Consider the following 25,370-nt stretch of genomic DNA (forward strand, 5'->3'; position numbering starts at 1 on the left):
GGCCACCCGGTCGGCCCACCGGCCGGCCCACCCGGTCGGCATACACGCGCCGGAGGACGCGGCGCCGCCGTCGAACCGGCCGCGCCCGCCGATTCGGCGCCGCGCGCGCGTGACCCCGGCCGTGACTCACCCGTTGAACCCGTCATGGATGTGCCGGGACACGCCCGGCACCACAGTACGAACGAGTCCGAGGAGCCCCCCGTGCCGCGCATGCTCGACGTCAGCGAGGACGTACGCGCCGAGATCGGTGACGAAGAAGCCGACCGGCTGCTCGCCGGCGAGAACGCCCCGGGCAGCTACGACTGCACCTCCTGCCGCACCCCGGGCGATTCCGAGCAGGAGCACACCAGCACCGTGCTGTTCGTCGGCGAGGAGACGGCGGTCCTCGCCTTCGCCCACGCCACCTGCATCCCCTCCCAGGTCGTCCGGGTGGCCGAGGAGCAGCTCCAGGGGGCGGTCCGGTCGATCACCGCCGACGAGCGGCCCGCCCCGGTGCCGGCGCAGTTGCCGGGCGGCGCCCGGCAGGCCGTGCTCGGTGTGACGAGCGGGCTGGTCCTGATCGACGGCGACCTCCACCCGGCGCTCGTCGTGGAGCCGACGGAGCCCATCGCCCGCCCCGGCTCCGCCGGCACGACGGACGAGTTCCTGCCGCTCCTCATCGAGCAGGGCTTCCACCCGGTGGCCGACCTGCACCGCAAGCCCTCCCTCCTCGGCGGCTGGTCCGTGCTGCTCGCCATGGGCCAGCTGCACGCCATCCTCCAGCCCGGCACGGGCGGCGGCCAGCAGGTCGCCTGGTGGCAGGCGCACCAGGCGCTCCAGGTCACCGAGGGGTGGCGGGCCGCGGCGAACAAGTCGCACACGGTGCTGGTCTTCGCCGCCCCGGCGGGCTCCATCGGCCAGCAGCCGCGCGAGGACCTGCTGCGCGACGCACTGGAGAAGGCCGCCGCCGACGGCCGCCTGGTCGCCGCCGCCATGCCGCTGGCCGGCACCTCCTGATGGGCGGCTCCCGGCGCCCCGCCATACGGCCCGCGATTTCGCCGCACGGGCCGCATCCGACGGGCGGCGGGTTCGTTGGCACCTACGTGCAGCACTCATACGAGCCGTCCCGCCCGTCGTACCAGCCCATCCCCGCCATGCGCCCCGCGCAGGACGCGGAGTCGGGCTACTCGACCACGCCGATCTACGACGCGCTGTACTCCGAGTACCGCCGGTCGTTCCGGGCGCTCCCCGGTGACCGCAGCGGGGAGGAGGACCTCGGGTTCAAGGGGTTCGGCGCGCTCGCCGCGGCACAGGCGGCCACGGCGCACGGCTCGGCGTCTCACGGCACCGGGCTCGCCACCGGGGCCCACGCCGCCGGTGCGCACGGCTACGGCCAGGGCCCCCAGGCGCCGTCGTACGGCGGGTACGCGGCCCCCCGCCCCTACGGTGGCCCCGCGCAGGCGGCGCTGCCGCCGGCGCCCCGCAGAGGACTGTGAGACGGCGGCGGGGGGGGGGGGGGGGGGGGGGTGGGGCCCCCCCCCCCCCCGCCGGCCCCCCCCCCCCGGCGTGGGGCCCCCCGGGGAGCCCCGCCCCCGCGGGCGGGGGGCGGGCGGGGGCCCGGGGGGGGGGGGGGGGGGGCGCGCCCCCCCCCCCCCCCCCCCCGCCGCCGTCATCGCGCCCGCGTCACTTCTTCCGGCCGCGCTTCTCGCGCACCCGCACCGACATGTGGATCGGGGTGCCCTCGAAGCCGAACTCCTCGCGCAGCCGCCGCTCCACGAACCGGCGGTAGCCGTGCTCCAGGAAGCCGGAGGCGAACAGCACGAACCGGGGCGGCTTGGTGCCCGCCTGCGTGCCGAAGAGGATGCGGGGCTGCTTGCCGCCGCGGATCGGGTGCGGGTGCGCGGCGACCAGCTCGCCGAGGAAGGCGTTCAGCCGCCCGGTCGGCACACGGGTCTCCCAGCCGGCGAGCGCCGTCTCGATCGCCGGGACCAGCTTCTCCATGTGGCGGCCGGTGAGGGCGGAGACGTTGACGCGCGGGGCCCAGGAGACCTGCTGCATCTCCGTCTCGATCTCGCGCTCCAGGTAGTAGCGGCGCTCCTCGTCGAGCTCGTCCCACTTGTTGTACGCGATCACGAGCGCGCGGCCCGCCTCGACGGCCATGGTGATGATCCGCTGGTCCTGGACCGAGATGGACTCGGTGGTGTCGATGAGGACGACGGCCACCTCCGCCTTCTCGACGGCGGCGGCGGTGCGCAGCGAGGCGTAGTAGTCCGCGCCCTCCTGGAGGTGGACCTTCTTGCGGATGCCCGCCGTGTCGACGAACTTCCAGGTGGTGCCGCCCAGTTCGATCAGCTCGTCGACCGGGTCGCGGGTGGTGCCCGCGAGCTCGTTGACGACGACGCGGTCCTCGCCGGCGACCTTGTTGAGGAGGGAGGACTTGCCGACGTTCGGGCGGCCGATGAGCGCGATGCGGCGCGGGCCGCCGACGGGCGTGCCGAAGGTCTGCTCCGGGGCCTCGGGCAGGGCCTTGAGCACCTCGTCGAGGAGGTCGCCGGTGCCGCGGCCGTGGAGGGCGGAGACCGGGTACGGCTCGCCCAGGCCCAGCGACCAGAGCATGGCGGCGTCGGCCTCGGCGGACGGGCCGTCGACCTTGTTCGCGGCGAGGACGACGGGCTTGCCGGCGCGGCGCAGCAGCCTGACGACGGCCTCGTCGGTGTCGGTGGCGCCGACGGTGGCGTCCACGACGAAGACGACCGCGTCGGCGGCCTCGATGGCGTACTCGGCCTGCGCGGCGACGGAGGCGTCGATGCCGAGGACGTCCTGCTCCCAACCGCCGGTGTCGACCACCTTGAAGCGGCGGCCGGCCCACTCCGCCTCGTACGTGACGCGGTCGCGGGTGACGCCGGGCTTGTCCTCGACGACGGCCTCGCGGCGGCCGATGATCCGGTTCACGAGGGTCGACTTGCCGACGTTCGGCCGGCCGACGACGGCGAGGACGGGCAGCGGTCCGTGCCCGGCCTCCTCGATCGCGCCCTCGACCTCCTCGATGTCGAAGCCCTCGTCGGCGGCGAGCTCCATGAACTCCGCGTACTCGGCGTCGCCAAGTGCCCCGTGGTCGTGCTGGTCGTTCATGAAGTCCGTTCCTCGTGCGTTCGTGGTGGTCGGTGAGGGGAGGCGGTGGGCCCCCGGCTCACTACTCGAGTGTCGCTCGGCGCCCGGTGAGGCGCCTGGCGTTTTCCAGGTGGGCGGTGAGCCGATCCTGGATGCGTACGGTGGCCTCGTCCAGGGCCCGGCGGGTGCGGCGTCCGCTGCCGTCGCCGGCCTCGAAGGGGTCGCCGAAGACGACGTCGACGCGGCCGCGCAGCGGGGGCAGCCCCTTCACCAACCGTCCCCGCCGCTCGCTGCTTCCCAGGACGGCGACCGGGACGATCGGCGCTCCGGAGCGTACGGCGAAGTAGGCGAGGCCGGCGCGCAGCGAGGCGAAGTCCCCCTCGCCGCGGGTGCCCTCCGGGAAGATGCCGAGGACGCCGCCGGCGGCCAGGACGTCCAGGGCGCCGGTGATGGCGGTGCGGTCGGCGGACGAGCGGTCCACCTTCAGCTGCCCGATGCGCTCCAGGAACGGGCCGAGCGGCCCGACGAACGCCTCCTGCTTGATCAGGAAGTGGACGGGCCGGGGGGCGGTGCCCATGAGCATGGGGCCGTCGAGGGCGTGGGCGTGGTTGACGGCGAGGATGACGGGGCCCGCGGCCGGCACGCGCCAGGCGCCCAGCACGCGGGGCTTCCACAGCCCGTACATCAGGCCGATGCCGATGCCCCGCCCGACGGCGGCGCCCTTGGCCGACGGGGTCACTGGGCGCCCGCCCTCCGCTCGTCCACGAGGGTGACGACGCACTCGACGACCTGCTGGAGCGTCAGGTCAGTGGTGTCCACCTCGACAGCGTCGTCGGCCTTGGCGAGGGGGGAGGTCTTGCGGCTGGAGTCGGCGGCGTCCCGCCTGACGAGCGCCTCCCGGGTGGCGGCGACGTCCGCGCCCTTCAGCTCGCCGGCGCGGCGGGCCGCGCGGGCCTCCGCGGACGCGGTGAGGAAGATCTTCAGGTCGGCGTCGGGGAGGACGGTGGTGCCGATGTCGCGGCCCTCGACGACGATGCCGAGGGGGGCGGAGGCCGCGATGGACCGCTGGAGCTCGGTGATCCGGGAGCGCACCTCGGGGACGGCGCTCACGGCGCTCACGGCCGAGGTGACCTCCTGGGTGCGGATCGGGCCCGAGGCGTCCACGCCGTCGACGGTGATCGTCGGGTGCGACGGGTCCGTACCGGAGAGGATGACCGGCTTGCCGGAGGCGTCGGCCACGGCGGCGGCGTCGTTCACGTCGATCCCGTTGGAGATCATCCACCAGGTGATCGCCCGGTACTGGGCGCCGGTGTCCAGGTAGCTGAGGCCGAGCTTGGCCGCGACGGCCTTCGAGGTGCTCGACTTGCCCGTGCCGGAGGGGCCGTCGATGGCGACGATCACGGATTCCACGGTGTCGGACACCTTCCTGGGTGCGGGGAGCGGGGCCGGCCGGTTGCCGAGGGCCCGCCACAAGGTTACCGACTGTCCCCGCCACTCCTCGCACCCGCTGCCGGCCGCCTCCGCGGCGGCCCCGCGGCGGCCCGCGCGAGCCGTGCGACGTTGCGGCGGCCGTGCGCGGCGGCCCGGGCGCCGGGGCCGCCGCGGGGCCGTCCCCGTGCGGCGCTACTGGCGCAGGGCCCAGCCGCGCTCCCGCAGGGCCGCCGCGAGGGGCGGCGCGGCGGCCGGGGCGACCATCAGCTGCACCACGCCCGCCTGCTGCCCGGTGGCGTGCTCGATGCGGACGTCCTCGACGTTGACGCCGGCCTTGCCGGCGTCGGCGAAGATGCGGGCCAGCTCGCCGGGCTGGTCGCTGATGAGGACGGCCACCGTCTCGTACGCGGCCGGGGCCGTGCCGTGCTTGCCGGGGACGCGGTCGCGGCCGGTGTTGCCCCGGCGCAGGACGTCCTCGACGCCGGTGACGCCCTTGCGGCGCTCGTCGCCGTCCGGGGACTGCAGGGCGCGCAGCGCGCGGACGGCCCCGTCCAGGTCGGCGGCGAGCGCCGCGAGGACGTCGGCGACCGGGCCGGGGTTCGCCGAGAGGATGTCGACCCACATGCGCGGGTCGGACCCGGCGATGCGGGTGACGTCGCGGATGCCCTGCCCACAGAGGCGCACGGCCGTCTCCTCGGCCTCCTCCAGGCGGGCGGCGACCATCGAGGAGACCAGCTGCGGCGTGTGCGACACCAGGGCGACGGCCCGGTCGTGGGCGTCGGCGTCCATCACGACGGGGACGGCCCGGCAGAGCGCGACCAGCTCCAGGGCGAGGTTGAGCACCTCGGTGTCGGTGTCCCGGGTGGGGGTGAGGACCCAGGGGCGGCCCTCGAAGAGGTCGCCGCTGCCGGCCAGCGGACCGGACTGCTCCTTGCCGGACATGGGGTGCGTCCCGATGTAGGCGGAGAGGTCGGCGCCCAGGGCCTCCAGCTCGCGCAGCGGGCCGCCCTTGACGCTGGCCACGTCGAGGTAGCCGCGGGCCGTGCCGGCGCGCATGGCGTCGGCGAGCGTGCCCGCCACGCGGGCCGGCGGCACGGCCACCACGGCGAGGTCGACGGGGCCCTCGGGCGGGGCGTCCGTACCCGCGCCGCGGGCGGCCGCGGTGCGGGCCCGGGACGGGTCGTGGTCGACGAGGTGGACGGTCACGCCCCGGTCGGTGAGGGCGAGGGCGACCGAGGTGCCGATCAGCCCGGTTCCGATGACGACTGCGGTTCTCACTGGGCGGTGTCCTTGTGACGGAGGTGGCGGCGGGGACGGAGTGGGCGACGGCGGCGGAGCCGCCGGGGGTGCGGCGGCTCCGGGTGGGGCCGCGCGGGTACGGCTGCGGGAGGGACGGTCGCGTGGACGGCTGCGCGTTCAGCCTAGTCAAGGTCGTCCGGTGCCGCCGGGCCCCGCCGAGGGGCGAGACTGTCCGCATGATCTTCCACGTCGTGCCCCTGGCGGAGTGGGCCGCCGACCCCGGCCTGCCGTACCGACCCGCGTCCCTGGCCCGGGAGGGCTTCGTGCACTGCTCCGCCGACGCCGCCGGGGCGCTGGCCGTGGCCGGCGCGCACTACCGGGACGTGCCGGGCACGCTGCTGGCGCTGGCCGTCGACGAGGAGCGGCTGACGGCCGAGGTCCGCTGGGAGGAGTCGGGGACGGGTGTGTTCCCGCACGTGTACGGTCCGCTGGAGCGGGCGGCCGTCACGGCGGTCCTGGAGGTGCGGCGGGGCACGGACGGGGAGGCGCGGGAACTCGTTCCCCGGGCGTAGGGGTGTCGGCTCCGGGTCCCGTGCGGTACGTCCCGGGATGCCCGTATGCACCCCTCTCCTCCTGAGCCGTCGCGCGCCTCCGCGCTCCGCCGCCGCACGGTCCTCACCGGCACGCTCACCCCGGCGGCGACCCCCGCCCTCGCGGCGGCCTGCGGTGACGACGGCGGGCCGGCCGGGAAGGTGGTCGCCTCGACCGCCGACGTCCCGGTCGGCGGCGGCACGGTCGTCGGCGGCACGGTCGTCGCGGCCGAGAAGGTCGTGGTGACGCAGCCGGTCGAGGACGGGTTCCGGGCCTTCTCCGCGGTCTGCGGCGCCCACCAGGGCTGCACGGTCGGGTCCGTGGCCGACGGGCTGATCGTCTGCCCGTGCCACGCCGGCCGGTTCCGCGTCACCGACGGGTCCGTCGCCGCCGGCCCGGCGAAGCGGCCGCCGCCGGCCCGCCGGATCACCGTGGCCGGGGGCGACGTCCGGCCGGGCTGACCACGGGGCGGCGGTACCCCGGGCGGGGACCCCGTAGGGTCATGGCCATGTCTGGGCAGCCCGTCACGCCGGAAGAACTGGTACGCGACCACACCGTCTACTCCTGCGTCATGGGGTCGCGGGCCTTCGGCCTGGCCACCGCGGGGAGCGACACGGACCGCCGAGGCGTGTTCGTGGCACCCACGCCGCTCCAGTGGCGCCTGGACAAGCCGCCCACGCACGTGGACGGCCCGGCGCCGGAGCAGTTCAGCTGGGAACTGGAGAGGTTCTGCGAGCTCGCCCTGCGCAGCAACCCCAACGTCCTGGAGTGCCTGCACTCGCCCCTGGTCGAGTACGCCGACGACACGGGACGGGAGCTGCTGTCGCTGCGCGACGCCTTCCTGTCCCGGCGGGCGTACGACAGCTTCGCCCGGTACGCGCTGGCCCAGCGCCGCAAGATCGACGCGGACGTCCGGCAGCACGGCGCGCCCCGCTGGAAGCACGCCATGCACCTGCTGCGGCTGCTCGGCAGCTGCCGCGACCTGCTGCGCACCGGTCAGCTCGTCGTGGACGCCGGGGACCTGCGCGAACGGCTCCTCGCGGTGAAGCGCGGCGAGGTCCCCTGGCCCGAGGTGGAGTCGTGGATGACCCGCCTCGGGAGCGAGGCGGACGCCGCGCTCCCGTCGTCACCGCTCCCGCCCGAGCCGGACCGGGCCCGGATCGGGGACTTCCTCTACCGGGTGCGGCTGCGTTCAGCCCTGCGGGCCGTGGAGGCGGGCCCGTACGACGAGGGCGTGCAGCGCGTCGTGGGCCCCGGACGGGGAGTCCGGTAGCCGCGACGCCCGCTGCGCGGCGTCGAGGGCGCCGTGGAGCACCTCGACGTCCTCGGCGAGGCGGGCCTGGTCGACACCGGTCGCCGGCCCGTGCTCGGCCTCCGCCTTGGCGGCGATCAGCTCCGGCAGGTAGGCGGGGGCCTCCCCCACCGTGTCGAGGAGCGTGGGCAGGTGCGCCACGACCTCGCCGGACCGCATCAGGTGGATGCCGGTGAGCAGGGTGCGGAAGGTGTACAGCAACGGTTTGAGTTCGGCGTTCTTCTCGAACAGCCGCCACTGGGTGCAGGCGAAGCCCCGGTAGTGGTGGGCGTGGTGGGTGGTGACCACGTCGGGCGCGAGGGCGGCGAGTTCGGCGTGCAGCGCGGTGGTGTGCACCACCAGCGGCGACAGGAGCTGTTCGAGCACGTAGCCGTTGCGGCGCAGCATCAGCCGGACGAACTTGCGCAGGTCGTGCGTGACGAGGTCCATCTCCACGCCGTCCCGGTCCCAGGTCCTGGAGCGGGTCTCCTCCGGCTCGCGCAGCCCTATCAGCGCGTCCACCGGCAGCAGGTGCACGCCGCGCAGGTCCACGTCCGAGTCACGGGAGGGGAATCCGTAGAGGTGGGCGCCGGAGACGGTGGCGAAGAGCAGCGGGTCGGGCTGCTCGGCCACGACGGGGGCCAGGTCGGGGAGTTGCAGGAGATCGGTCATGGCCTAAGCGTCCCAGAGACTGCCCAGGCTCAGCAGTTCACTTCCGTGCTCGATCCGGTCCGCCCACTCCCGCGGCCACGCCCCGGCGCCCAGGTGCGCGCCGGCGAAGGCGCCCGCCAGGCAGGCGAGGGAGTCGGAATCGCCGCGGGTGCAGGCGGCGCGGCGCAGGGCGGCGAGCGGCTCCTGGGGGAAGAGCAGGAAGCACAGCAGGGCGGTGGCGAGCGCCTCCTCGGCGATCCAGCCGTCGCCGGTGAGCAGGCAGGGGTCGGTCTCGGGATGGGCGTCGCGCAGGGCCGTGTCGAGCCGGGTCAGGGCGGCGAGGCACTCGTCCCAGCCGCGTTCGGCGTACGCCTGCGGCGTCCGGTCCCGGGACCGGGTCCACAGGTCGCCGAGCCACCGGTGGTGGTAGCGGGAGCGGTTGTCGTACGCGTACGAACGCAGCCGTCCGACGAGCCCGAGTGGTTCGGTGCCGCGGGACAGCAGGTGCACGGCGTGCGCGGTGAGGTCGGCGGCGGCGAGCGCGGTGGGGTGGCCGTGGGTGAGGGCGGCCTGCAGCTGGGCGGCGCCGGCGCGTTGCTCCTCGTCGATCCCCGGGACGAGGCCGATCGGGGCGACGCGCATGTTGGCTCCGCATCCCTTGGAGTCGATCCGGCTCGCCTCCTGCCAGGGCCGGTCGCCGTCGAGCAGTTCGCAGGCGACGAGGCAGGTGCGGCCGGGGGCGCGGTCGTTGTCCGGCGCGTGGTACCAGGTGACGAACTCCTCGCGCAGCGGGCCGGTCAGCGACTGCGGGGCGAGCGCGCCGCGGTCGAGGGCCGTGCGGACGGCGCGGGCCACGGCGAGGGTCATCTGCGTGTCGTCGGTGACCAACGCGGGCGCCGGCAGGGCCATCTCCCGCCAGGGGCCGTACGTCGCGAGGATCGCGGGGACGTCGTCGAACTCGGTCGGGAAGCCCAGCGCGTCGCCGAGCGCGAGCCCGACGAGGGAGCCGGTGGCGGCCTGCTTGGTGAGGGTCCTCGGGGTGGTCATCCGGTCCGTCCTTCCGGTCGCAGCAGTGGCGGGTGGAGCACGGTGGCCGGCCCCGCCCGGTAGAGGGCGGCCGGCTTCCCCCGTCCGCCGGTGAGGCGCGGCGGCCCGTCCACGGCCCGGACGAAGCCGGGGGTGGCGAGGACCTTGCGCCGGAAGTTGGGGCGGTCGAGCGTGACGCCCCAGACCGTCTCGTACACCTGCCGCAGCTCGCCGAGGGTGAACTCGGGCGGGCAGAAGGCGGTGGCGAGACAGGTGTACTCCAGCTTGGCGCCCACGCGTCGGTGGGCGTCGGCGAGGATCGTGTCGTGGTCGAAGGCGAGCGCGGCCGGCGGGCGGTCCACCGGGCCGGGGGCCGGGGAGGGCCCGTGCGCGCCGTGGGGCAGCCACTGGGCGTGCGCGGCGTCGCCGCCGCCGCGCGGCTCGGGCAGGTCGGGGACGAGGGCGGTGTACGCGACGGAGACGACCCGCATCCGGGGGTCGCGGTGGGGGTCGCTGTAGGTGGCCAGCTGTTCCAGGTGGAGGCCGGCGGCGGTGGCGTCGGACAGCCCGGTCTCCTCGGCGAGTTCGCGTCGGGCGGCCTGCTCGGCGGACTCGTGGGGCAGGACGAAGCCGCCGGGAAGGGCCCAGCGACCGGCGTGGGGCTCCTGCCCGCGCCGGACGAGCAGGACGTGGAGCCGTCCGTCCCGGACGGTGAAGACGGCGAGGTCGACGGTGACGGCGAACGGCGCGAAGGCGCGCGGGTCGTATCCCTCGGGCTGCTGGTCCTGCATCTCCGCTCCGGACGGGTGGGTGCGCGGGTGGTGCTCTGCCGACTCCCGGGGGAGCGGTGACCACCGACCCCTTAAGAGTCAGCATGACTATAAAGCGTGGGCGTGCGGCCCACAAGCGCCTCGCCACGGGAACGCGGAAGCCCGCGGCCGGGGGCCGCGGGCTTCGACGGGGTGGTGGACCGCAGGGTCAGGTGGCTCGGCGCCACCGGATCAGAGGCCGACCTCCTTCATGAGCATGCCGACCTCGGTGTTGGTCAGACGGCGCAGCCAGCCCGACTTCTGGTCGCCGAGCTGGATCGGGCCGAACGCGGTCCGCACCAGCTTCTCGACCGGGAAGCCCGCCTCGGCGAGCATGCGGCGCACGATGTGCTTGCGGCCCTCGTGCAGCACCACCTCGACCAGGTAGTTCTTGCCGGTCTGCTCGACGACCCGGAAGTGGTCGGCGCGGGCGTAGCCGTCCTCCAGCTGGATGCCGTCCTTGAGCCGCTTGCCCACGTCGCGCGGGAGGGGGCCGGTGATGGCGGCCAGGTACGTCTTCTTCACGCCGTACTTGGGGTGCGTGAGGCGGTGGGCCAGCTCACCGTGGTTGGTGAGCAGGATGATGCCCTCGGTCTCGGTGTCGAGCCGCCCGACGTGGAAGAGGCGCGTCTCGCGGTTGGTGACGTAGTCGCCGAGGCACTGCCGGCCGTCGGGGTCCTCCATCGTGGAGACGACACCGGCGGGCTTGTTCAGCGCGAAGAAAAGGTACGACTGGGTGGCGACCGTGAGGCCGTCGACCTTGATCTCGTCCTTCTCCGGGTCGACGCGCGTGCCCTGTTCGATGACGATCTCGCCGTTGACCTCGACGCGGCCGGCGTCGATCAGCTCCTCGCAGGCCCGCCGCGAACCCACGCCGGCGCGGGCGAGCACCTTCTGCAGGCGCTCCCCCTCCTCGTCACCGAACGTCTTGGGCGTCTTGATCTGGGGCTTGTTCGCGTACCGCTCGCGGTTGCGCTCCTCGATCCGCGCGTCGAGCTCGCGCGGGCGGGCCGGTACGGTGCGGCCGCCACCGCGCTGCGGCGACTGGCGCGGGCCGCCCTTGGCGCCGCCCCGGGCCGCCGCGCCGCGCCCGCGCTTGGGGCCGGCCTCGCCGGGGGCGCCCACGTCGTAGGTCCGCTCCTCGGGGCGGGGGCGGCGGGGGTTGCTCGCGCCCTTGCTCCGGTCGTCGCGGCCGCCACCGGCACCCCGGTAGCCGCCACCGCCGCCACTGCCGCCGCGGCCACCGCCACCGGGACGGCCACCGCCGCCACCGCCGCCGGAGGCGCCACGGCCGCCGCTGCTGCCGCGGCCGCCGCTGTTGCCACCACGGCTCCCGCCGTTGTTTCCGCTGCTGTTCCTGCCGCTGCTGCTTCGCATCAAAGTTCCGTCTTGTCGTCTGCGTGCTCGGAGTCCGGTGCGTCCGGATCGAACGACGGGACCCCCTCCTGCGTCTCCGCCTCGATCGCGTCCGCCTCGGGGAGGAAGGGCGCGAGCTCGGGGAGCTCGTCCAGGCCGCGCAGGCCCATCCGCTCCAGGAAGTGGTTCGTCGTCCTGTACAGGATCGCACCTGTTTCGGGTTCCGTGCCCGCCTCCTCGACCAGGCCCCGCTGGAGGAGGGTCCGCATCACGCCGTCGCAGTTCACCCCGCGCACCGCCGAGACCCTCGACCGGCTCACCGGCTGGCGGTACGCGACGACCGCCAGGGTCTCCAGCGCGGCCTGGGTGAGCCGGGCCTGCTGCCCGTCCAGGACGAAGTCCTCGACGGCCTCCGCGTACTCGGGCCGGGTGTAGTACCGCCACCCCCCGGCGACGAGCCGCAGCTCGAAGCCGCGCCGCTGGACGTCGTACTCGTCGGCCAGCTCCCGCAGCGCGTCGGCGACCTCGCGGCGCGGGCGGTCCAGCACCTTCGCGAGGTGCTCCTCGGTCGCGGGCTCGTCCACGACCATGAGGACGGCCTCCAGGGCCGGCTTGAGCTCCGTCACGTCTCCTCCTGGTCGAACTCGTCGGTCACGGCGACACCGTCCCCGCCCGTCCACCGCACGGTGAGCTCCCCGAGGGCGTCCTCCTGCTCCAGGGCGACGGCCTTCTCCCGGTACAGCTCCAGCAGGGCGAGGAACCGGGCGACGACGGTGAGGGTGTCCGGGGCGTCCTCGGCCAGCTCCCGGAAGCTGACCTCACCGCGCTCCCGCAGCCGGGCGACGACCACGCCGGCCTGCTCCCGGACGCTGACCAGCGGGGCGTGGATGTGCTCGACGTACACCTGCGGCCTGGGCTTCGGCTGCATCGCCTTGACGGCCAGCCGGGCGAACCGCTCGGCGCCCACGCTGATGACCACCTCCGGCAGCAGCTCCGCGTGGTGCGGCTCCAGTCCGACGGTGCGGGGGTACCGCCGCCCCTCGCTCTCCAGCCGCTCGCTGAAGATCTCGGCGACCCGCTTGTACGCGCGGTACTGGAGGAGGCGCGCGAAGAGCAGGTCCCGCGCCTCCAGCAGGGCGAGGTCGGCCTCGTCCTCCACCTCGGCGGCGGGCAGCAGCCGGGCGGCCTTGAGGTCGAGCAGCGTGGCGGCCACGACGAGGAACTCGGTGGTCTGGTCGAGGTCCCAGTCGGGCCCCATGGCGCGGATGTGCGCCATGAACTCGTCGGTGACCTTCGACAGGGCGACCTCGGTGACGTCCAGCCGGTGCCGGGAGATCAGCTGGAGCAGCAGGTCGAAGGGCCCCTCGAAGTTGGCCAGCCGCACGGTGAACCGCCCGCCCGCCTCGGCGGCCCCTGCCTCCGTGCGCCCGCCGGGCGGGGCGGGCGCCGCCGCGGGGGGCGCGGAGGGGGGCGGGGGCGCGGCGGGCGGGACGGACGCGTCGGAGGGGGCCGCGTCCGAAGACGCGGGGGGTGCGGCGGGGGCGTCGAGGGGCGCGGCGGCGGTGGGGGCGGTGGTCGCGTCGGAGGAGACGAGAGGCGCCGCCGCGGACGTACCCGGCGCCGTCGCGGACGTGCCCGGCGCCGTCGCGGACGTGCCCGGCGCCGTCGCGGACGTACCAACGGCTGTCACGGGCGCGCCCGGCGCGCCCGTGGACGCGTCCCGAGCCGCGGTGGACGCGCGGGAAGCGGCCGTGGGCACCTCGGTAGCGGCCGTGACCCCGTCAGGGGCGGCCGGCCCGTTTGCGGGCGTCTCCGACGCGCCTGAGGGCGTTTCCGGCGTCTCTGCGGGCGTTCCCGGCGCGTTGCGGGGCGGGGTGGCGGGGTGGTGCGGCGTGTCGGGCGCGGGCCGGGGCGCGACGGGCCGCGAGGGCGGCGTGTCCCGGGAAGTGACGGGCGGCCCCTGCGGCGTGTCGGACGACGTGGTGGAGCCCTCCCCCGCCTCGCCGGCCTCCCCGGGGCCGGTGGCAGGCCCCGCGTCCGCGCCCGACGGACCCGCGCCGCCCGCGCCGGACCGGGGGCCCGCGAGGGGCCCGGCGGCGTCGGCCGGGGGCGGCGCGCCCGGGCCGCGGCCGAGGAGGCGGCGCCGGCGGGGCGCGTCGGGCGGATCGTTCGGGGGCATCGTGGTCCAGGGACGAGCGGGGGCAGCGGCCCGAAGGCTACCCCGGCGCGGGCGCCGGACGGCGCCGTACGCGCGCGGGGCGGGGCTCAGCGGCCGCGCAGGCGGCGTACCAGGATGCTCGCGTCCCCCCGGGACTCCAGGTCCGCCAGGACGACCGCGACGGCCTCGCGGACGATGCGCCCGCGGTCCACGGCCAGCCCGTGCTCGCCGCGCAAAACCAGGCGCGCGTGCTCCAGGTCCATCAGTTCCTCGGCGGAGACGTAGACGGTGATCTTCTCGTCGTGGCGTTCCCGCCCGCTCGGCCGGCGGCTCGGGGAGCGGCGCCCCCGCCGGGCGGCCGGCGCGGCCGCGGCCTTCGCCGCCTTGGCCGCGGCTCCGGGGCCGCCCTCCGGCTCGTCCGCCGACGCCCGGGCGCGCGGCGGCCGGTCGGGCTCGGGCTCGCCCGCCGCCGTCGCGGCGTGCTCGTCGGAGGGCGGGGTCTGCTCGCCGGCCTGGCCGGGCACCCGGGGCTCCCCCGGGGTCTGGCGCCGGGGGGTCGACGCCTGCAGCGCCATGCCCCCGGTCGTACGGAACAGCTCGTCGGCACCGGGAAGACTCACTCGGCGTGACACCGGGCGAGCACCTCCCTGGCGAGCTGGCGGTAGGCGGCCGCGCCGACCGAGTTCGAGGCGTACGTGGTGATCGGCTCGCCGGCGACCGTGGTCTCCGGGAAGCGCACGGTACGGCCGATGACGGTGTGGTAGACGTGGTCGTCGAAGGCCTCCACCACCCGCGCGAGGACCTCGCGGCTGTGCACCGTCCGCGAGTCGTACATGGTGGCGAGGATGCCGTCGAGCTCCAACTCGGGGTTCAGGCGCTCCTGGACCTTCTCGATGGTCTCGGTCAGCAGCGCGACGCCGCGCAGCGCGAAGAACTCGCACTCGAGCGGCACTATCACCTTGTGCGCCGCCGTCAGCGCGTTGACCGTGAGCAGGCCGAGCGAGGGCTGACAGTCGATCACGATGTAGTCGTAGTCCTGGAGCAGCGGCTTCAGGGCGCGCTGGAGCGTGGACTCGCGCGCGACCTCGCTGACCAGCTGCACCTCGGCGGCCGAGAGGTCGATGTTGCTCGGCAGCAGGTCCATGTTGGGCACGGCGGTCTTGAGGAGGACCTCGTCCGCCGACATGCCCCGCTCCATGAGCAGGTTGTAGACCGTCAGGTCGAGTTCCATCGGGTTGACCCCGAGGCCGACCGAGAGCGCGCCCTGCGGGTCGAAGTCGACGAGCAGCACCCGCCGGCCGTACTCCGCCAGCGCTGCGCCCAGGTTGATGGTCGACGTGGTCTTGCCCACGCCGCCCTTCTGGTTGCACATCGCGATGATCTTCGCGGGGCCGTGCTCGGTGAGGGGGCCCGGGATCGGGAAGTACGGCAGGGGCCGCCCGGTCGGGCCGATCCGCTCGCGGCGCTGCCGGGCGGCGTCGGGCGCGAGTGTGGCCGCGTACTCCGGGTCCGGCTCGTACTCGGCGTCGGGGTCGTAGAAGTGCCCCTCGGGCAGCTCGTCGTAGGCGGCGAAGTGGGTGGACTCTCGGCCACTCTCGTTGCCGGCCATGGCGTTCACGTGTTGGCCGTCCATCATCTTCATCGTGTGGGGTGTCGTCATGTGCTGGTGCGTCGCGAAGGTTCGGACAGCGACGGAGCCGACGGCCTCGAATCCGGACGGCGGGCCACCGTGGGCCGCCGCAGGCGTCCCTGGTTGGGCGGCCCCGGGAGTAAATGTCGACTCATTCACAAGTCGTCTTACCTCCTTGGACGTGACCAGGAAACTTATCGATAGGTCAGCGTGGCACCATGCCGACGGTTGGCGACTCTATGGCGTGTCACCGCTCCGCAGCAACACAATCGGCCGGACGCGGCGGGATGTGTCGGCGGGCGAACCCCCTTCTGTCAAGGGCGCGCGACCGCCGATCCGCGCGTTTCGCGGGGGCGCGAATCGGTTCAAGGGTTACGTTCGAGGCGAGTTGCACCGGGTCGTGCGTGCGAGCGGACACACGTCCGGCCGGACCTCGTCGGGCGAGGTCCGGCCGGGTGCGTGAGGTTGACGACCTCCGTTGACCCCGCCGCGCCGGGTCCGCCGGGCGGGGCGGCGGGGACAGCGGGGACGGTCGGGCGGGACGTCAGCCGATGAGGGTGTCGATCTCGACGTGGTCGAGGCCGTGCGCCTCGGCGACCTCCCGGTAGACGACCTTGCCGTCGTGGGTGTTGAGGCCCCTGGCCAGCGCGGGGTCGCGGCGCAGCGCCTCGACCCAGCCGTTGTTGGCGAGCGAGACGATGTACGGCAGCGTGGCGTTCGTCAGGGCGTTGGTGGAGGTGTTGGGCACCGCGCCCGGCATGTTGGCGACGCAGTAGAAGACCGAGCCGTGCACCGGGAAGGTCGGCTCGGCGTGCGTGGTGGGGCGGGAGTCCTCGAAGCAGCCGCCCTGGTCGATCGCGATGTCGACAAGGACACTTCCGGGCTTCATCCGGGACACCAGCTCGTTGGTGACCAGCTTCGGGGCCTTGGCGCCCGGGATGAGGACGGCGCCGATGACGAGGTCGGCGTCGAGGACGGCCTTCTCCAGCTCGAAGGAGTTGGACATCACGGCCTTGACCTTCGTACCGAAGATCTTGTCGGCCTCGCGCAGCTTGTTGATGTCGCGGTCGAGCAGGGTGACGTCGAAGCCCATGCCGACGGCGATCTGCGTGGCGTTCCAGCCGGAGACGCCGCCGCCGATGACGACGGCCTTGGCGGGGGTGACGCCCGGGACGCCGCCCGGCAGCACACCGCGGCCCCCGGCCGCGCGCATCAGGTGGTAGGCGCCGACCTGCGGGGCCAGCCGGCCCGCGACCTCGGACATCGGGGCGAGCAGCGGCAGCGCGCGGTTGGCGAGCTCGACCGTCTCGTACGCGATGGCGGTGGTGCCGGACTCCAGCAGGGCGTCCGTGCACTCGCGGGACGCGGCGAGGTGCAGGTAGGTGAAGAGGGTCTGGTCCTTGCGGAGGCGGTGGTACTCCTCGGCGATGGGCTCCTTGACCTTCAGCAGCAGGTCGGCGGTGGCCCAGACCTCGTCGGCGGTGGGGAGGATCCGCGCGCCGGCGGCCACGTACTCGGCGTCCGTGATCGACGAGCCGGCGCCGGCGTTCTGCTCGACGACGACCTCATGGCCGTTGCGGACGAGCTCGTGCACGCCGGCGGGGGTGATGGCCACGCGGAACTCGTTGTTCTTGACCTCGCGGGGGATGCCGACCTTCATCGTCGATCACGGTCCTTGACTCAGGGGTATTGGGGGTGAAGCGCTCTACAGCGATACATACCCGTGCGTACCGGGACGCAGCGGGGCACACCGCGGTTAATCGCAGCGGACCCAGTCTAATGAAGGACTTCCCCGTGTCTAGCCTTACAAAGCATTAATTTTTTTCGGAACGACTACGGATTTCGCAGGCTGGGGGTGCGGGCTCCCGGAGGTTGCCAGGACCGCCCTGACCTGCGGGACCCGTCGGGGCGGCGAGTCCGCCCGGCCCGAGGAGCCTCTCGGCCGCCGTGCGGTGCAGCCGGGCCGCGGCCGGGTCGCCGAGCCGGTCGAGGGTGTCGGCCAGCCGCAACCGCAGCGCCGCGTGGAGCCGGACGTCGCCGGCGCGGCGCGCCCACTCCACCGCCTCCTCGCAGGTGCGCAGGGACTCCTGGGGCCGGCCCGCGTACTCCTGCACCCTGGCCGCCTCGCTCAACGCCCGCGCGTGGCCCGGGACATCGCCCAGCCTCCGGTAACCGGCCGCCGCCGCGCGCCAGTTGCGCAGCGCCTCGCCGTACCGGCCGGCGTACGTGTGGACGGCGCCGAGCCTGCCGTACAGCCGCGCCTGGTCGGCCCGCTCGTCGCGGGCGAGACGCTGGGCGAGTGCCCGGCCGTACCAGTCGGCGGCCCGCTGCCAGTCGCCCAGCTCCTGGTGGGCGCCGCCTACGGATTCCATGGCGCGACCGGTCGCGTACGGGTCGTTCGCCAGCCGGCCGGCGTCCAGCGCCTCCCGGTAGCGGACCAGCGCGTCCCGGGTGCGGCCCGTGCCGGCGTCCAGGTCTGCGAGGTTCAGCAGGGCGGCGGCGCGCTCCCGGTGCAGGCCCCGCCGCTCGGCCACCCCCAGGACCAGCTGGTGCAGGCCGTACAGCCGGGGCGCCGCGTCCTCGGTGCCCCGGTGCGCGGCAAGGGCCCGGACCAGGGCGGCGATCAGGCGCCTGGCCAGGGTGTCCAGCTCGCCGTCGGCGACGGCGGCGCGCGCGGAGGCCATCAGGACCGGTTCGCGCAGGCCCAGCCACTCGGCGGCGGCCGCGCGGTGGGGGAAGCGCAGGGCGCGGGGCAGCCCGGCAAGGCGGCGGCGGGCGGGCGACCCCTCCGGCTCGGTGACCGCACGGCAGGAGTGGAGGAGCCGTACGGTCCGCTCCAGCATGCGCGCGCGGGCCAGCTGCACCTCGGCGGGCCGGTCCTCGGCGTCGAGCCGCTCCCGTAGGAAGGGCACCAGGCAGCCGGGCAGCTCGTACTGCCCGTCGTGCGCCCGCCGCACGAGGCCGCGCGCCGTGAACCCCTCCAGCATCGACGCGGCGCTCGACACCGAGCACCCCGCCAGCGCCGACAGGGTCTGCGGGTCGGCCAGGCCCAGCGGCGCCAGGGCGAGCAGGCGCAGGCCGCGGGCACCCGACGCGGGCAGCGCCTCGTAGGCGAGGCGGAAGGCCCCGGCGAGGGGGCGGAGGGCCACGGGGCGGCCGTCGTCGTGCGGGACGGACCGCAGCCGCTTGGCGAGGTCCGCGACGGAGGCGCCCGGGTGGGCGGCGAGCCAGCCGCCCGCCAGGAGGAGGGCGGCGGGCTGGCCCGCGCACAGCTCGGTGAGCGTCTCGGCGGCCTGCGGGTCGACGGTGATGCGGACGGAGCCCGCGTACCCGTCGAGCAGTTCCACGGCGGCCTTCACGTCCAGTCCGCCCACGGTGCAGGGGCGGACGTCCGGGATGCCGGTGAGGGGGCCCCGGGCGACGGCGACGACGAGGCAGCGGGGGTTCTCCGGCAGCAGCGCGTCCACCTGCTCGGCGTCGGCCGCGTCGTCCAGCAGGAGCAGGACGCGGCGGTCCCTCAGGGTCGCCCGCAGCAGGCCCCCGACCTCGTCCTCGTCGGCCCCGGCGGGCGCGACGACGCCCACGTCCTCCAGCAGGCCCCGGGCGACGCGCTCCACCGGCACGGGCTCCCCGCCCGGCTCGCTCAGCCGGGCCCGCAGGACGCCGTCGGGGTAACCGCGCGCGAGGTCCCGCGCCAGCTCCTCGGCGAGCGCGGTACGGCCGGAGCCGGGCCGCCCGGCGATGAGCAGGATCCGGGCGCGGGGCACCTTGCGCCCGGCCAGCGTGTCGAGGCCCGCGCGCGAGATGTCCGCCCGCAGCGCCTTCATCTCCAGCTCCCGCCCGAGGAACCGCGGCGCCCCGGTCTGCCCCGCCCCGGCCCGCCCGGGTGCCGGGCCGGCCGGGGCGGGCCCGGCACCCGGGCGGCCGGGCTCGCAGGGCCCGCCGTCGGGGCGCGACGGCTCGAAGCCCCCGGCGCCCGGACGGCCCGGCTCGGAGCGCCCGGCCGCGAAACCACCTGACTCGACGCGGCCGCCCCGGGGACGACCCCTCTCGGAGCGCTCCGACTCCGAGCGGCCGATGTCGGGACGGTCCGACTCCGGACGCCCCGGCTCCGGGCGGCCGACGCCGGGGCGGGCCGGCTCGGAGCGGCCGGCGCCAGTGCGGGGCGGCTCCAGGCGATCGGCGCCCGGACGGTCCGACTCCAGGCGGTCGACGCCGGGACGGAGCGGCTCGGAGCGGCCGGCGCCGGAACGGGGCGGCTCCAGGCGATCGGCGCCCGGACGGTCCGACTCCAGGCGGTCGACGCCGGGACGGAGCGGCTCGGAGCGGTCAGCGCCGGAACGGGGCGACTCCCGCCGACCGGCGCCAGGACGGTCCGACTCGGAGCGGCCGGCGCCAGGGCGGGGCGGCTCCGACCGGTCGTTCCGGGGACGGGGGGCTTCGGGGCGACCCTTCACAGGGCGGCCCGGCTCGGGGAGGGCCGTACCGGGGCGACCCTCCTCGGGCCGCCCGCTGCCCGGACGGCCGGGCTCCGGTGCCACGGCGGGACGGCCCCGATCGGGGCGGCCGGCGCCCGACCTCCCCGACGCCGACTCCGGACGGTCCGACTCCGGACGCCCCGGCTCCGGGCGGTCGGCGCCGGGGCGGGCCGGCTCGGGGAGGGGGGTGACGTCACGCGTGGCGGAACGGGGGGCGCGGGCTGGACCGGAGACCCCGGACCGGGAGGAGTCGGTGGGGTCGGAGGGACCTGCGGGACCACACTGTCCGGTGGGCCCGGAGGGGGCGGTCTGGCCCGTGGCACCGGAGACCCCGGAAGCACTGGAGGCACCGGACGGCCCGGAGACGCCGGGAGCCCCGGAGGCCCGGGACGGCCCGGTGGACCCGGACGGACCCGTGGCGTCGGCCCGTGGCGCGGGCTCGCCCCGGGTCACGGGGGCCGCGGGGGCGGGCGGTGCGTCGGGGAGGGCGCGGCGTCCGGCGTCCGCCGGCGTGGCGCCGGCCTTCCCGGGCCGCTCGGCTCCGCCGATGTTCACCGCCTGATCCGTCACGGGTCACGCTCCCGTCCGCCTGCGCACGAGCTGGTCCCGCCGGGTCCCCGAGCGGGTGCTCCGAGCGTAGTTCAGCGCCGGGCGCCCGCGGTGCTGGGCACGGCCCGTACATCGCCCGATCGGATCAGCTGATCGTCACACCGGTGCCACGCGTCACGCGGGGAAGGGCCGGGCCGGCCACGGGGCCTCGGCGGGCCGCAGCGCCTCGAAGCCGTCACCCGCACGGGCGGCCAGGACCGACAGGACACCGACGACGAGGCAGTTGTTGTGGAGTTCGCCCGCGAGCACCCCGCGCGCGAGCTCGGTCAGCGGTACGCGGGCCAGCTCCATGTCGGCCTCCTCCTCGGCTACCTCGAAGCGGACGCCCTCCGCCTCGGACAGCCCGCGGGCGAGGAAGATCCGTACCGCCTCGTCGCAGCCGCCCGGCGTGGTGTACACGTCGGTGAGGACGTGCCACTCCTCCGCCTTGACGTGGGCCTCCTCGTACAGCTCGCGCTGGGCGGCGTGCAGGGGGTTCTCCCCGGGGACGTCCAGCAGGCCCGCCGGGATCTCCCAGAGCTTGTGGCGGACGGGGTGGCGGTACTGGCGCAGCACGAGGACGCGGTCCTCGTCGTCGAGGGCGAGGACCGCGACCGAACCGGGGTGGACCTGGTAGTCGCGGCCCACGACCGTGCCGTCCGGCATGACCACGTCGTCGGTGCGGACACTGGTCTTGTTCCCCCGGAAGGGGGTCGAGGTCGCGGTGACCTGCCACTCCTCGGGCGTGTCCTGGATGGTCATGGAAGACGTCCTCCCTCTTACACGGGCGTACACGAAAAACCGGGGCACGTGCCCTGATCAGGCCCGTACCCCGGTCACCGTATCGCTAGCGCGTCACTTGCCCGTCTTGCGCTCCACGGCCGCCTTCACCAGGCCCGCGAAGAGCGGGTGCGGCCGGGTCGGCCGGGACCGCAGCTCGGGGTGGGCCTGCGTGGCGACGAGGTAGGGGTGCACCTCGCGCGGGTACTCGACGTACTCGACGAGCTTGTTGTCCGGGGAGGTGCCGGAGAAGACGATGCCGGCCTTCTTCTCCAGCTCCGCGCGGTAGGCGTTGTTCACCTCGTAGCGGTGGCGGTGGCGCTCGTCGACGTACGGCTGGTCGCCGTAGGCCTCGCGGACGACGGAGCCCTCGGCGAGCTTCGCCGGGTACAGGCCCAGGCGCATGGTGCCGCCGAGGTCGCCCGCACCCTCGACGTACGCCAGCTGCTCCTCCATCGTCGAGATGACGGGGTGGGAGGTCGCGGCGTCGAACTCGGTGGAGTTCGCGTCGGGGATGCCGGCGAGGTTGCGCGCGGCCTCGATGACGATGCACTGCAGGCCGAGGCAGAGGCCGAGCAGCGGGACGCGGTTCTCGCGGGCGTACCGGATCGCGCCGACCTTGCCGTTGACGCCCCGCTCGCCGAAGCCGCCGGGGATGACGATCGCGTCGACGTCGCCGAGCTGCTGGGCGGCGCCGGCCTCGGTCTTGCAGTCGTCGGAGGTGACCCACTTGACCTTGACGCGGGCCTTGTTGGCGAAGCCGCCGGCGCGCATGGCCTCCGTCACCGACAGGTAGGCGTCGGGCAGGTCGATGTACTTGCCGACGAGCGCGACCGTGACCTCGTGGTCCGGGTTGTGCACGCGGTCCAGCAGGTCGTCCCACGTCGTCCAGTCGACGTCGCGGAACGGCAGGTCGAGCTTGCGCACGACGTACGCGTCGAGGCCCTCGGTGTGCAGCACCTTCGGGATGTCGTAGATCGACTTGGCGTCGATGGCCGCGACCACGGCCGCCTCGTCGACGTCGCACATGAGCGAGATCTTGCGCTTGATGGCCGTCGGCACGTCGCGGTCGGCGCGCAGCACGATCGCGTCGGGCTGGATGCCGATGTTGCGCAGGGCGGCCACGGAGTGCTGGGTGGGCTTGGTCTTCAGCTCGCCCGAGGGGCCGATGTAGGGCAGCAGCGAGATGTGCACCACGAAGACGTTGTCCCGGCCGACCTCGTGGCGGACCTGGCGGACGGTCTCCAGGAACGGCAGCGACTCGATGTCGCCGACGGTGCCGCCGACCTCCGTGATGACGACGTCGACGTCGTCGGCCGCCATGCGGCGGATGCGGTGCTTGATCTCGTTGGTGATGTGCGGGATGACCTGGACGGTGTCGCCGAGGTACTCGCCGCGCCGCTCCTTGGCGATGACCTGGCTGTAGACCTGGCCGGTGGTGACGTTGGCCGAGCCGTCGAGGTCGACGTCGAGGAACCGCTCGTAGTGGCCGATGTCCAGGTCGGTCTCGGCGCCGTCGTTGGTGACGAACACCTCACCGTGCTGGAAGGGGTTCATCGTGCCCGGGTCGACGTTGAGGTACGGGTCGAGCTTCTGCATCGTGACCCGAAGGCCCCGGGCCTTGAGGAGCGCACCCAGGCTGGAGGCGGTCAGGCCCTTGCCGAGGGAGGACGCGACACCCCCGGTGACGAAGATGTGCTTGGTCGTCGTGGATTTGGGCGGCATGGCCAAGAGGGGGCTCCCGTGGTCGCGGTCTGGAGGTGCGTACCGGCGTCCGATCCGGAGGACCGAGGGAAGAAACCCGAGGTCTCCGGGGGTGCCGTCGCTGCGGTATCGGGGGCCGCCGATTGGTTCTGCGGCGCCCACCGGTCCACGGGCTACCAGGGTATCAGCGCCGAAGGAGGACCGCGTTCCGGCCACGCGGCACCCATGAACCGGCCATTGTTCGGTACCGTTCGGCTGGGTGCGGGTGTGTGCGGAACGGATGGCGGCCAGATGACACGCGCCGATCCGCATGGATGCGCACAGCGGGGTACTGGCTCATTCGTTCAGGCATCCGTCCCACCACCCACAACCAGGAAGATCACACGGAGATCCCGGGCGCGTCGTATCCTGCTCGGACACCCGTTGCCGAGTCAGGCCCGCATACGGCACCACCCCCGCCCGTCGCCCGGGAACCCTCGCGCCAACGATCCTTGACCCTGACCCCAGTAAGCGCCCCGCGGGGCGAACGTGGCCGTTCGACTGGAGATTGCACGTGGCCGGGCGCATCGAGGACTACGCACTCATCGGAGACATGCAGACCGCTGCCCTGGTCTGCCGGGACGGCACGGCCGACTGGCTGTGCCTGCCCCGCTTCGACTCGCATGCCGTCTTCGCAGGAATCCTCGGGACCGAGGAGCACGGATTCTGGCGGATCGGTCCGGTGCCCGCCGAGGGCGCCGAGCCCCCGGCCGCCGACCGCCGCCACTACCGCGGCGACTCGCTCATCCTCGAGTCCGAGTGGGACACACCGCGCGGCACCGTCCGCATCACGGACTTCATGCCGCCCCGCGACGGCGCGCCGCAGCTGGTGCGGATCGTCGAGGGCGTCAGCGGCCGCGTGAAGATGCGCTCGTCGCTGCGGATGCGGTTCAGCTACGGCCGCATCGTGCCGTGGGTCCACAAGGTCGACAACCGCACGGTCGCCGTCGCCGGCCCGGACTCGGTGTGGCTGGACACGGCCTGCGAGACGCACGGCGAGAACCTCACGACGTACTCCGACTTCACCATCACGCCCGGTGAGCGGGTCGCCTTCACCATCAGCTGGCAGCCCTCGCACCACGCGCAGCCGCCGCTGCCGGACCCCGAGGCGGCCCTGGCGGCGACGAGCGACTTCTGGCGGGAGTGGGTCGACCACTGCACCTACCGCGGCCCCTACCGCGAGGCCGTGATCCGCTCGCTGATCACGCTGAAGGCCCTGACGTACGCCCCGACCGGCGGCATCGTCGCGGCGCCGACGACCTCCTTGCCGGAGGACATCGGCGGCGTGCGGAACTGGGACTACCGCTACACCTGGCTGCGGGACGCCGCCATCACGCTCTCCTCGCTGCTGCGCACCGGCTACCGCGAGGAGGCCCGCGCCTGGCGCGAGTGGCTGCTGCGCGCGGTCGCCGGCGACCCCGAGAACCTCCAGATCATGTACGGCATCGCGGGCGAGCGGGAGCTCGGCGAGGCCGAGCTGGACTGGCTGCCCGGCTACGAGGGCTCCGCCCCGGTCCGCGTCGGCAACGGCGCCGCCGCCCAGCTCCAGCTGGACGTGTACGGCGAGGTCACCGAGGCCCTGCACCTGGCGCACATGACCGGCCTGGCCCGCAACGACTACGCCTCGCTCCTTCAGCTGAAGCTGATCAACTACCTGGAGAAGCACTGGACCGAGCCCGACGAGGGCATCTGGGAGGTGCGCGGCCCGCGCCGCCACTTCGTCCACTCCAAGGTCATGGCGTGGGTCGCCGTCGACCGCACGATCAAGCTCATCGAGTCGGGCGACGCCGACGGGCCGCTGGACCGCTGGCGCGAGCTGCGCGACGAGATCCACCGGGACGTGTGCGAGAGGGGCTACGACCCGGAGCGCAACACCTTCACCCAGTCGTACGGCTCCAAGGAGCTGGACGCGTCGCTGCTGCTCATCCCCCAGGTGGGCTTCCTGCCGCCGGACGACAAGCGGGTCATCGGCACGATCGAGGCGATCCAGCGGGAGCTGTCCACGGAGGACGGCTTCATCCTGCGCTACCCGACGCAGGGCTCCGACGAGGGCGTGGACGGCCTGCCGGGCGACGAGGGCGCGTTCCTCGCCTGCTCGTTCTGGATGGCGGACGACCTGGCGATGATCGGCCGGGTCGACGAGGCCCGCAAGCTCTTCGAGAAGCTGCTCGCCCTGCGCAACGACCTCGGGCTGCTCGCGGAGGAGTGGGACCCGCGGCTCCAGCGCCAGGTCGGGAACTTCCCGCAGGCGTTCAGCCACGTGCCGCTGATCGACACGGCGCTGCGGCTGACCGCGAGCGGCGCGTACGGCGGCTGACGGGTCCGCACGGCGCCCGCACGGCGGACGCGTGGGGCGCCCAGGGGCCGGCAGGGCGGGCGCCGACCGCCGCACGGTACGACGGGGCGCCGGCCCGTGCGGCGGCCGGCCCGCTCCGGACACGGCCCGCTCCGGTGCGGTTCCCGCTCCGGGGGCGAGCCGCCGGCACGCTCCGGGAGTGACGTACGCCAC

22 protein-coding genes are annotated in these 25,370 nt (G+C 74.7%); 6 read left to right on the plus strand and 16 right to left on the minus strand.

Annotated elements, in window-relative coordinates; genetic code table 11:
• The first annotated feature begins 201 nt into the window (after positions 1-201).
• Both ACF053_RS24730 and ACF053_RS24735 read left to right on the plus strand, forming a co-directional pair.
• Complete coding sequence (locus ACF053_RS24730; protein WP_391955951.1) at positions 202-996, plus strand: hypothetical protein; 795 nt, start codon at positions 202-204, stop codon at positions 994-996.
• Between the two features lie 86 nt (positions 997-1,082).
• Complete coding sequence (locus ACF053_RS24735) at positions 1,083-1,475, plus strand: hypothetical protein (RefSeq protein WP_391955952.1); 393 nt, start codon at positions 1,083-1,085, stop codon at positions 1,473-1,475.
• A gap of 187 nt (positions 1,476-1,662) precedes the next feature.
• Here the strand turns inward: ACF053_RS24735 and der are convergent, their stop codons facing one another.
• The 4 genes from der to ACF053_RS24755 all read right to left on the minus strand — a co-directional run bounded on the left by der (position 1,663) and on the right by ACF053_RS24755 (position 5,799).
• Positions 1,663-3,111, minus strand: a complete 1,449-nt coding sequence (gene der / locus ACF053_RS24740) for a ribosome biogenesis GTPase Der (protein WP_058943470.1) — start codon at positions 3,109-3,111, stop codon at positions 1,663-1,665.
• Positions 3,112-3,172: 61 nt separating this feature from the next.
• On the minus strand, positions 3,173-3,871 hold the full coding sequence (locus ACF053_RS24745) for a lysophospholipid acyltransferase family protein (protein ID WP_391955953.1): 699 nt from the start codon (positions 3,869-3,871) through the stop codon (positions 3,173-3,175).
• Positions 3,826-4,512, minus strand: a complete 687-nt coding sequence (cmk, locus tag ACF053_RS24750; protein WP_391955954.1) for a (d)CMP kinase — start codon at positions 4,510-4,512, stop codon at positions 3,826-3,828. The genes ACF053_RS24745 and cmk overlap by 46 nt, the downstream gene beginning before the upstream one ends.
• Before the next feature lie 201 nt (positions 4,513-4,713).
• Positions 4,714-5,799, minus strand: a complete 1,086-nt coding sequence (locus tag ACF053_RS24755) for a prephenate dehydrogenase (protein ID WP_391955955.1) — start codon at positions 5,797-5,799, stop codon at positions 4,714-4,716.
• A 197-nt stretch (positions 5,800-5,996) separates the two neighbouring features.
• On the opposite strand from ACF053_RS24755, the gene ACF053_RS24760 reads away from it, so the two are divergent.
• Genes ACF053_RS24760 through ACF053_RS24770 form a run of 3 tightly spaced genes read left to right on the plus strand, consistent with a single transcriptional unit; the run spans position 5,997 to position 7,624 of the window.
• Positions 5,997-6,332: a DUF952 domain-containing protein gene (locus ACF053_RS24760; RefSeq protein WP_391955956.1), complete on the plus strand. Its 336-nt coding sequence runs from the start codon at positions 5,997-5,999 to the stop codon at positions 6,330-6,332.
• Between the two features lie 45 nt (positions 6,333-6,377).
• Positions 6,378-6,812, plus strand: coding sequence for a Rieske (2Fe-2S) protein (locus ACF053_RS24765; protein ID WP_391955957.1), 435 nt, complete (start codon positions 6,378-6,380; stop codon positions 6,810-6,812).
• Positions 6,813-6,859: 47 nt separating this feature from the next.
• Positions 6,860-7,624 (plus strand): nucleotidyltransferase domain-containing protein, encoded by a 765-nt coding sequence (locus ACF053_RS24770; protein ID WP_391955958.1) that lies wholly within the window; start codon positions 6,860-6,862, stop codon positions 7,622-7,624.
• On the opposite strand, the gene ACF053_RS24775 is transcribed toward ACF053_RS24770, so the two are convergent.
• From ACF053_RS24775 to ACF053_RS24830, 12 genes are all read right to left on the minus strand, one after another.
• Positions 7,544-8,314 carry a nucleotidyltransferase domain-containing protein gene (locus ACF053_RS24775; RefSeq protein ID WP_391955959.1) on the minus strand — a complete coding sequence of 257 codons (771 nt, stop codon included), beginning with the start codon at positions 8,312-8,314 and terminating at the stop codon, positions 7,544-7,546. The genes ACF053_RS24770 and ACF053_RS24775 overlap by 81 nt on opposite strands.
• Before the next feature lie 3 nt (positions 8,315-8,317).
• The gene (locus tag ACF053_RS24780) at positions 8,318-9,340 is read right to left on the minus strand and encodes an ADP-ribosylglycohydrolase family protein (RefSeq protein ID WP_391955960.1); all 1,023 of its coding nucleotides are present in this window, start codon (positions 9,338-9,340) and stop codon (positions 8,318-8,320) included.
• Positions 9,337-10,110: an NUDIX hydrolase gene (locus ACF053_RS24785; RefSeq protein ID WP_391955961.1), complete on the minus strand. Its 774-nt coding sequence runs from the start codon at positions 10,108-10,110 to the stop codon at positions 9,337-9,339. The genes ACF053_RS24780 and ACF053_RS24785 overlap by 4 nt, the downstream gene beginning before the upstream one ends.
• Before the next feature lie 210 nt (positions 10,111-10,320).
• Positions 10,321-11,505: a pseudouridine synthase gene (locus ACF053_RS24790; RefSeq protein WP_391955962.1), complete on the minus strand. Its 1,185-nt coding sequence runs from the start codon at positions 11,503-11,505 to the stop codon at positions 10,321-10,323.
• A complete protein-coding gene (scpB, locus tag ACF053_RS24795) occupies positions 11,505-12,074 on the minus strand; it encodes an SMC-Scp complex subunit ScpB (protein WP_391955990.1) in 570 nt (189 codons plus the stop codon). The genes ACF053_RS24790 and scpB overlap by 1 nt, the downstream gene beginning before the upstream one ends.
• A gap of 32 nt (positions 12,075-12,106) precedes the next feature.
• A complete protein-coding gene (locus ACF053_RS24800; RefSeq protein ID WP_391955963.1) occupies positions 12,107-13,174 on the minus strand; it encodes a segregation and condensation protein A in 1,068 nt (355 codons plus the stop codon).
• 575 nt (positions 13,175-13,749) lie between these two features.
• Complete coding sequence (locus tag ACF053_RS24805) at positions 13,750-14,274, minus strand: hypothetical protein (RefSeq protein ID WP_391955964.1); 525 nt, start codon at positions 14,272-14,274, stop codon at positions 13,750-13,752.
• Positions 14,259-15,431: a ParA family protein gene (locus ACF053_RS24810; protein WP_079047396.1), complete on the minus strand. Its 1,173-nt coding sequence runs from the start codon at positions 15,429-15,431 to the stop codon at positions 14,259-14,261. The genes ACF053_RS24805 and ACF053_RS24810 overlap by 16 nt, the downstream gene beginning before the upstream one ends.
• A 385-nt stretch (positions 15,432-15,816) precedes the next feature.
• Positions 15,817-16,932 (minus strand): alanine dehydrogenase, encoded by a 1,116-nt coding sequence (gene ald / locus ACF053_RS24815; RefSeq protein WP_058944415.1) that lies wholly within the window; start codon positions 16,930-16,932, stop codon positions 15,817-15,819.
• 154 nt (positions 16,933-17,086) lie between these two features.
• Entirely contained in the window at positions 17,087-19,099 is a 2,013-nt protein-coding gene (locus tag ACF053_RS24820; RefSeq protein WP_391955965.1) for a tetratricopeptide repeat protein, read from the minus strand.
• Positions 19,100-20,473: 1,374 nt separating this feature from the next.
• Positions 20,474-21,100, minus strand: coding sequence for an NUDIX domain-containing protein (locus ACF053_RS24825; RefSeq protein ID WP_391955966.1), 627 nt, complete (start codon positions 21,098-21,100; stop codon positions 20,474-20,476).
• A gap of 93 nt (positions 21,101-21,193) precedes the next feature.
• A complete protein-coding gene (locus ACF053_RS24830) occupies positions 21,194-22,843 on the minus strand; it encodes a CTP synthase (RefSeq protein ID WP_391955967.1) in 1,650 nt (549 codons plus the stop codon).
• 532 nt (positions 22,844-23,375) lie between these two features.
• Here ACF053_RS24830 and ACF053_RS24835 point away from each other — a divergent pair.
• Entirely contained in the window at positions 23,376-25,178 is a 1,803-nt protein-coding gene (locus ACF053_RS24835) for a glycoside hydrolase family 15 protein (RefSeq protein WP_391955968.1), read from the plus strand.
• The last annotated feature ends 192 nt before the right edge of the window (positions 25,179-25,370 follow it).

The organism is Streptomyces kanasensis, assembly GCF_043077165.1.
Classification (GTDB): Bacteria; Actinomycetota; Actinomycetes; order Streptomycetales; family Streptomycetaceae; genus Streptomyces; species Streptomyces changanensis.

Coding starts and splice junctions, on each gene's coding strand:
- ACF053_RS24770 (WP_391955958.1), top strand. CDS start 6,860: ATGTCTGGGCAGCCCGTCACGCCGGAAGAACTGGTACGCGACCACACC.
- ACF053_RS24785 (WP_391955961.1), bottom strand. CDS start 10,110: ATGCAGGACCAGCAGCCCGAGGGATACGACCCGCGCGCCTTCGCGCCG.
- ACF053_RS24780 (WP_391955960.1), bottom strand. CDS start 9,340: ATGACCACCCCGAGGACCCTCACCAAGCAGGCCGCCACCGGCTCCCTC.
- ACF053_RS24775 (WP_391955959.1), bottom strand. CDS start 8,314: ATGACCGATCTCCTGCAACTCCCCGACCTGGCCCCCGTCGTGGCCGAG.
- ACF053_RS24825 (WP_391955966.1), bottom strand. CDS start 21,100: ATGACCATCCAGGACACGCCCGAGGAGTGGCAGGTCACCGCGACCTCG.
- ACF053_RS24760 (WP_391955956.1), top strand. CDS start 5,997: ATGATCTTCCACGTCGTGCCCCTGGCGGAGTGGGCCGCCGACCCCGGC.
- ald (WP_058944415.1), bottom strand. CDS start 16,932: ATGAAGGTCGGCATCCCCCGCGAGGTCAAGAACAACGAGTTCCGCGTG.
- scpB (WP_391955990.1), bottom strand. CDS start 12,074: ATGGTCGTGGACGAGCCCGCGACCGAGGAGCACCTCGCGAAGGTGCTG.
- ACF053_RS24830 (WP_391955967.1), bottom strand. CDS start 22,843: ATGCCGCCCAAATCCACGACGACCAAGCACATCTTCGTCACCGGGGGT.
- ACF053_RS24765 (WP_391955957.1), top strand. CDS start 6,378: ATGCACCCCTCTCCTCCTGAGCCGTCGCGCGCCTCCGCGCTCCGCCGC.
- der (WP_058943470.1), bottom strand. CDS start 3,111: ATGAACGACCAGCACGACCACGGGGCACTTGGCGACGCCGAGTACGCG.
- ACF053_RS24820 (WP_391955965.1), bottom strand. CDS start 19,099: ATGAAGGCGCTGCGGGCGGACATCTCGCGCGCGGGCCTCGACACGCTG.
- ACF053_RS24790 (WP_391955962.1), bottom strand. CDS start 11,505: ATGCGAAGCAGCAGCGGCAGGAACAGCAGCGGAAACAACGGCGGGAGC.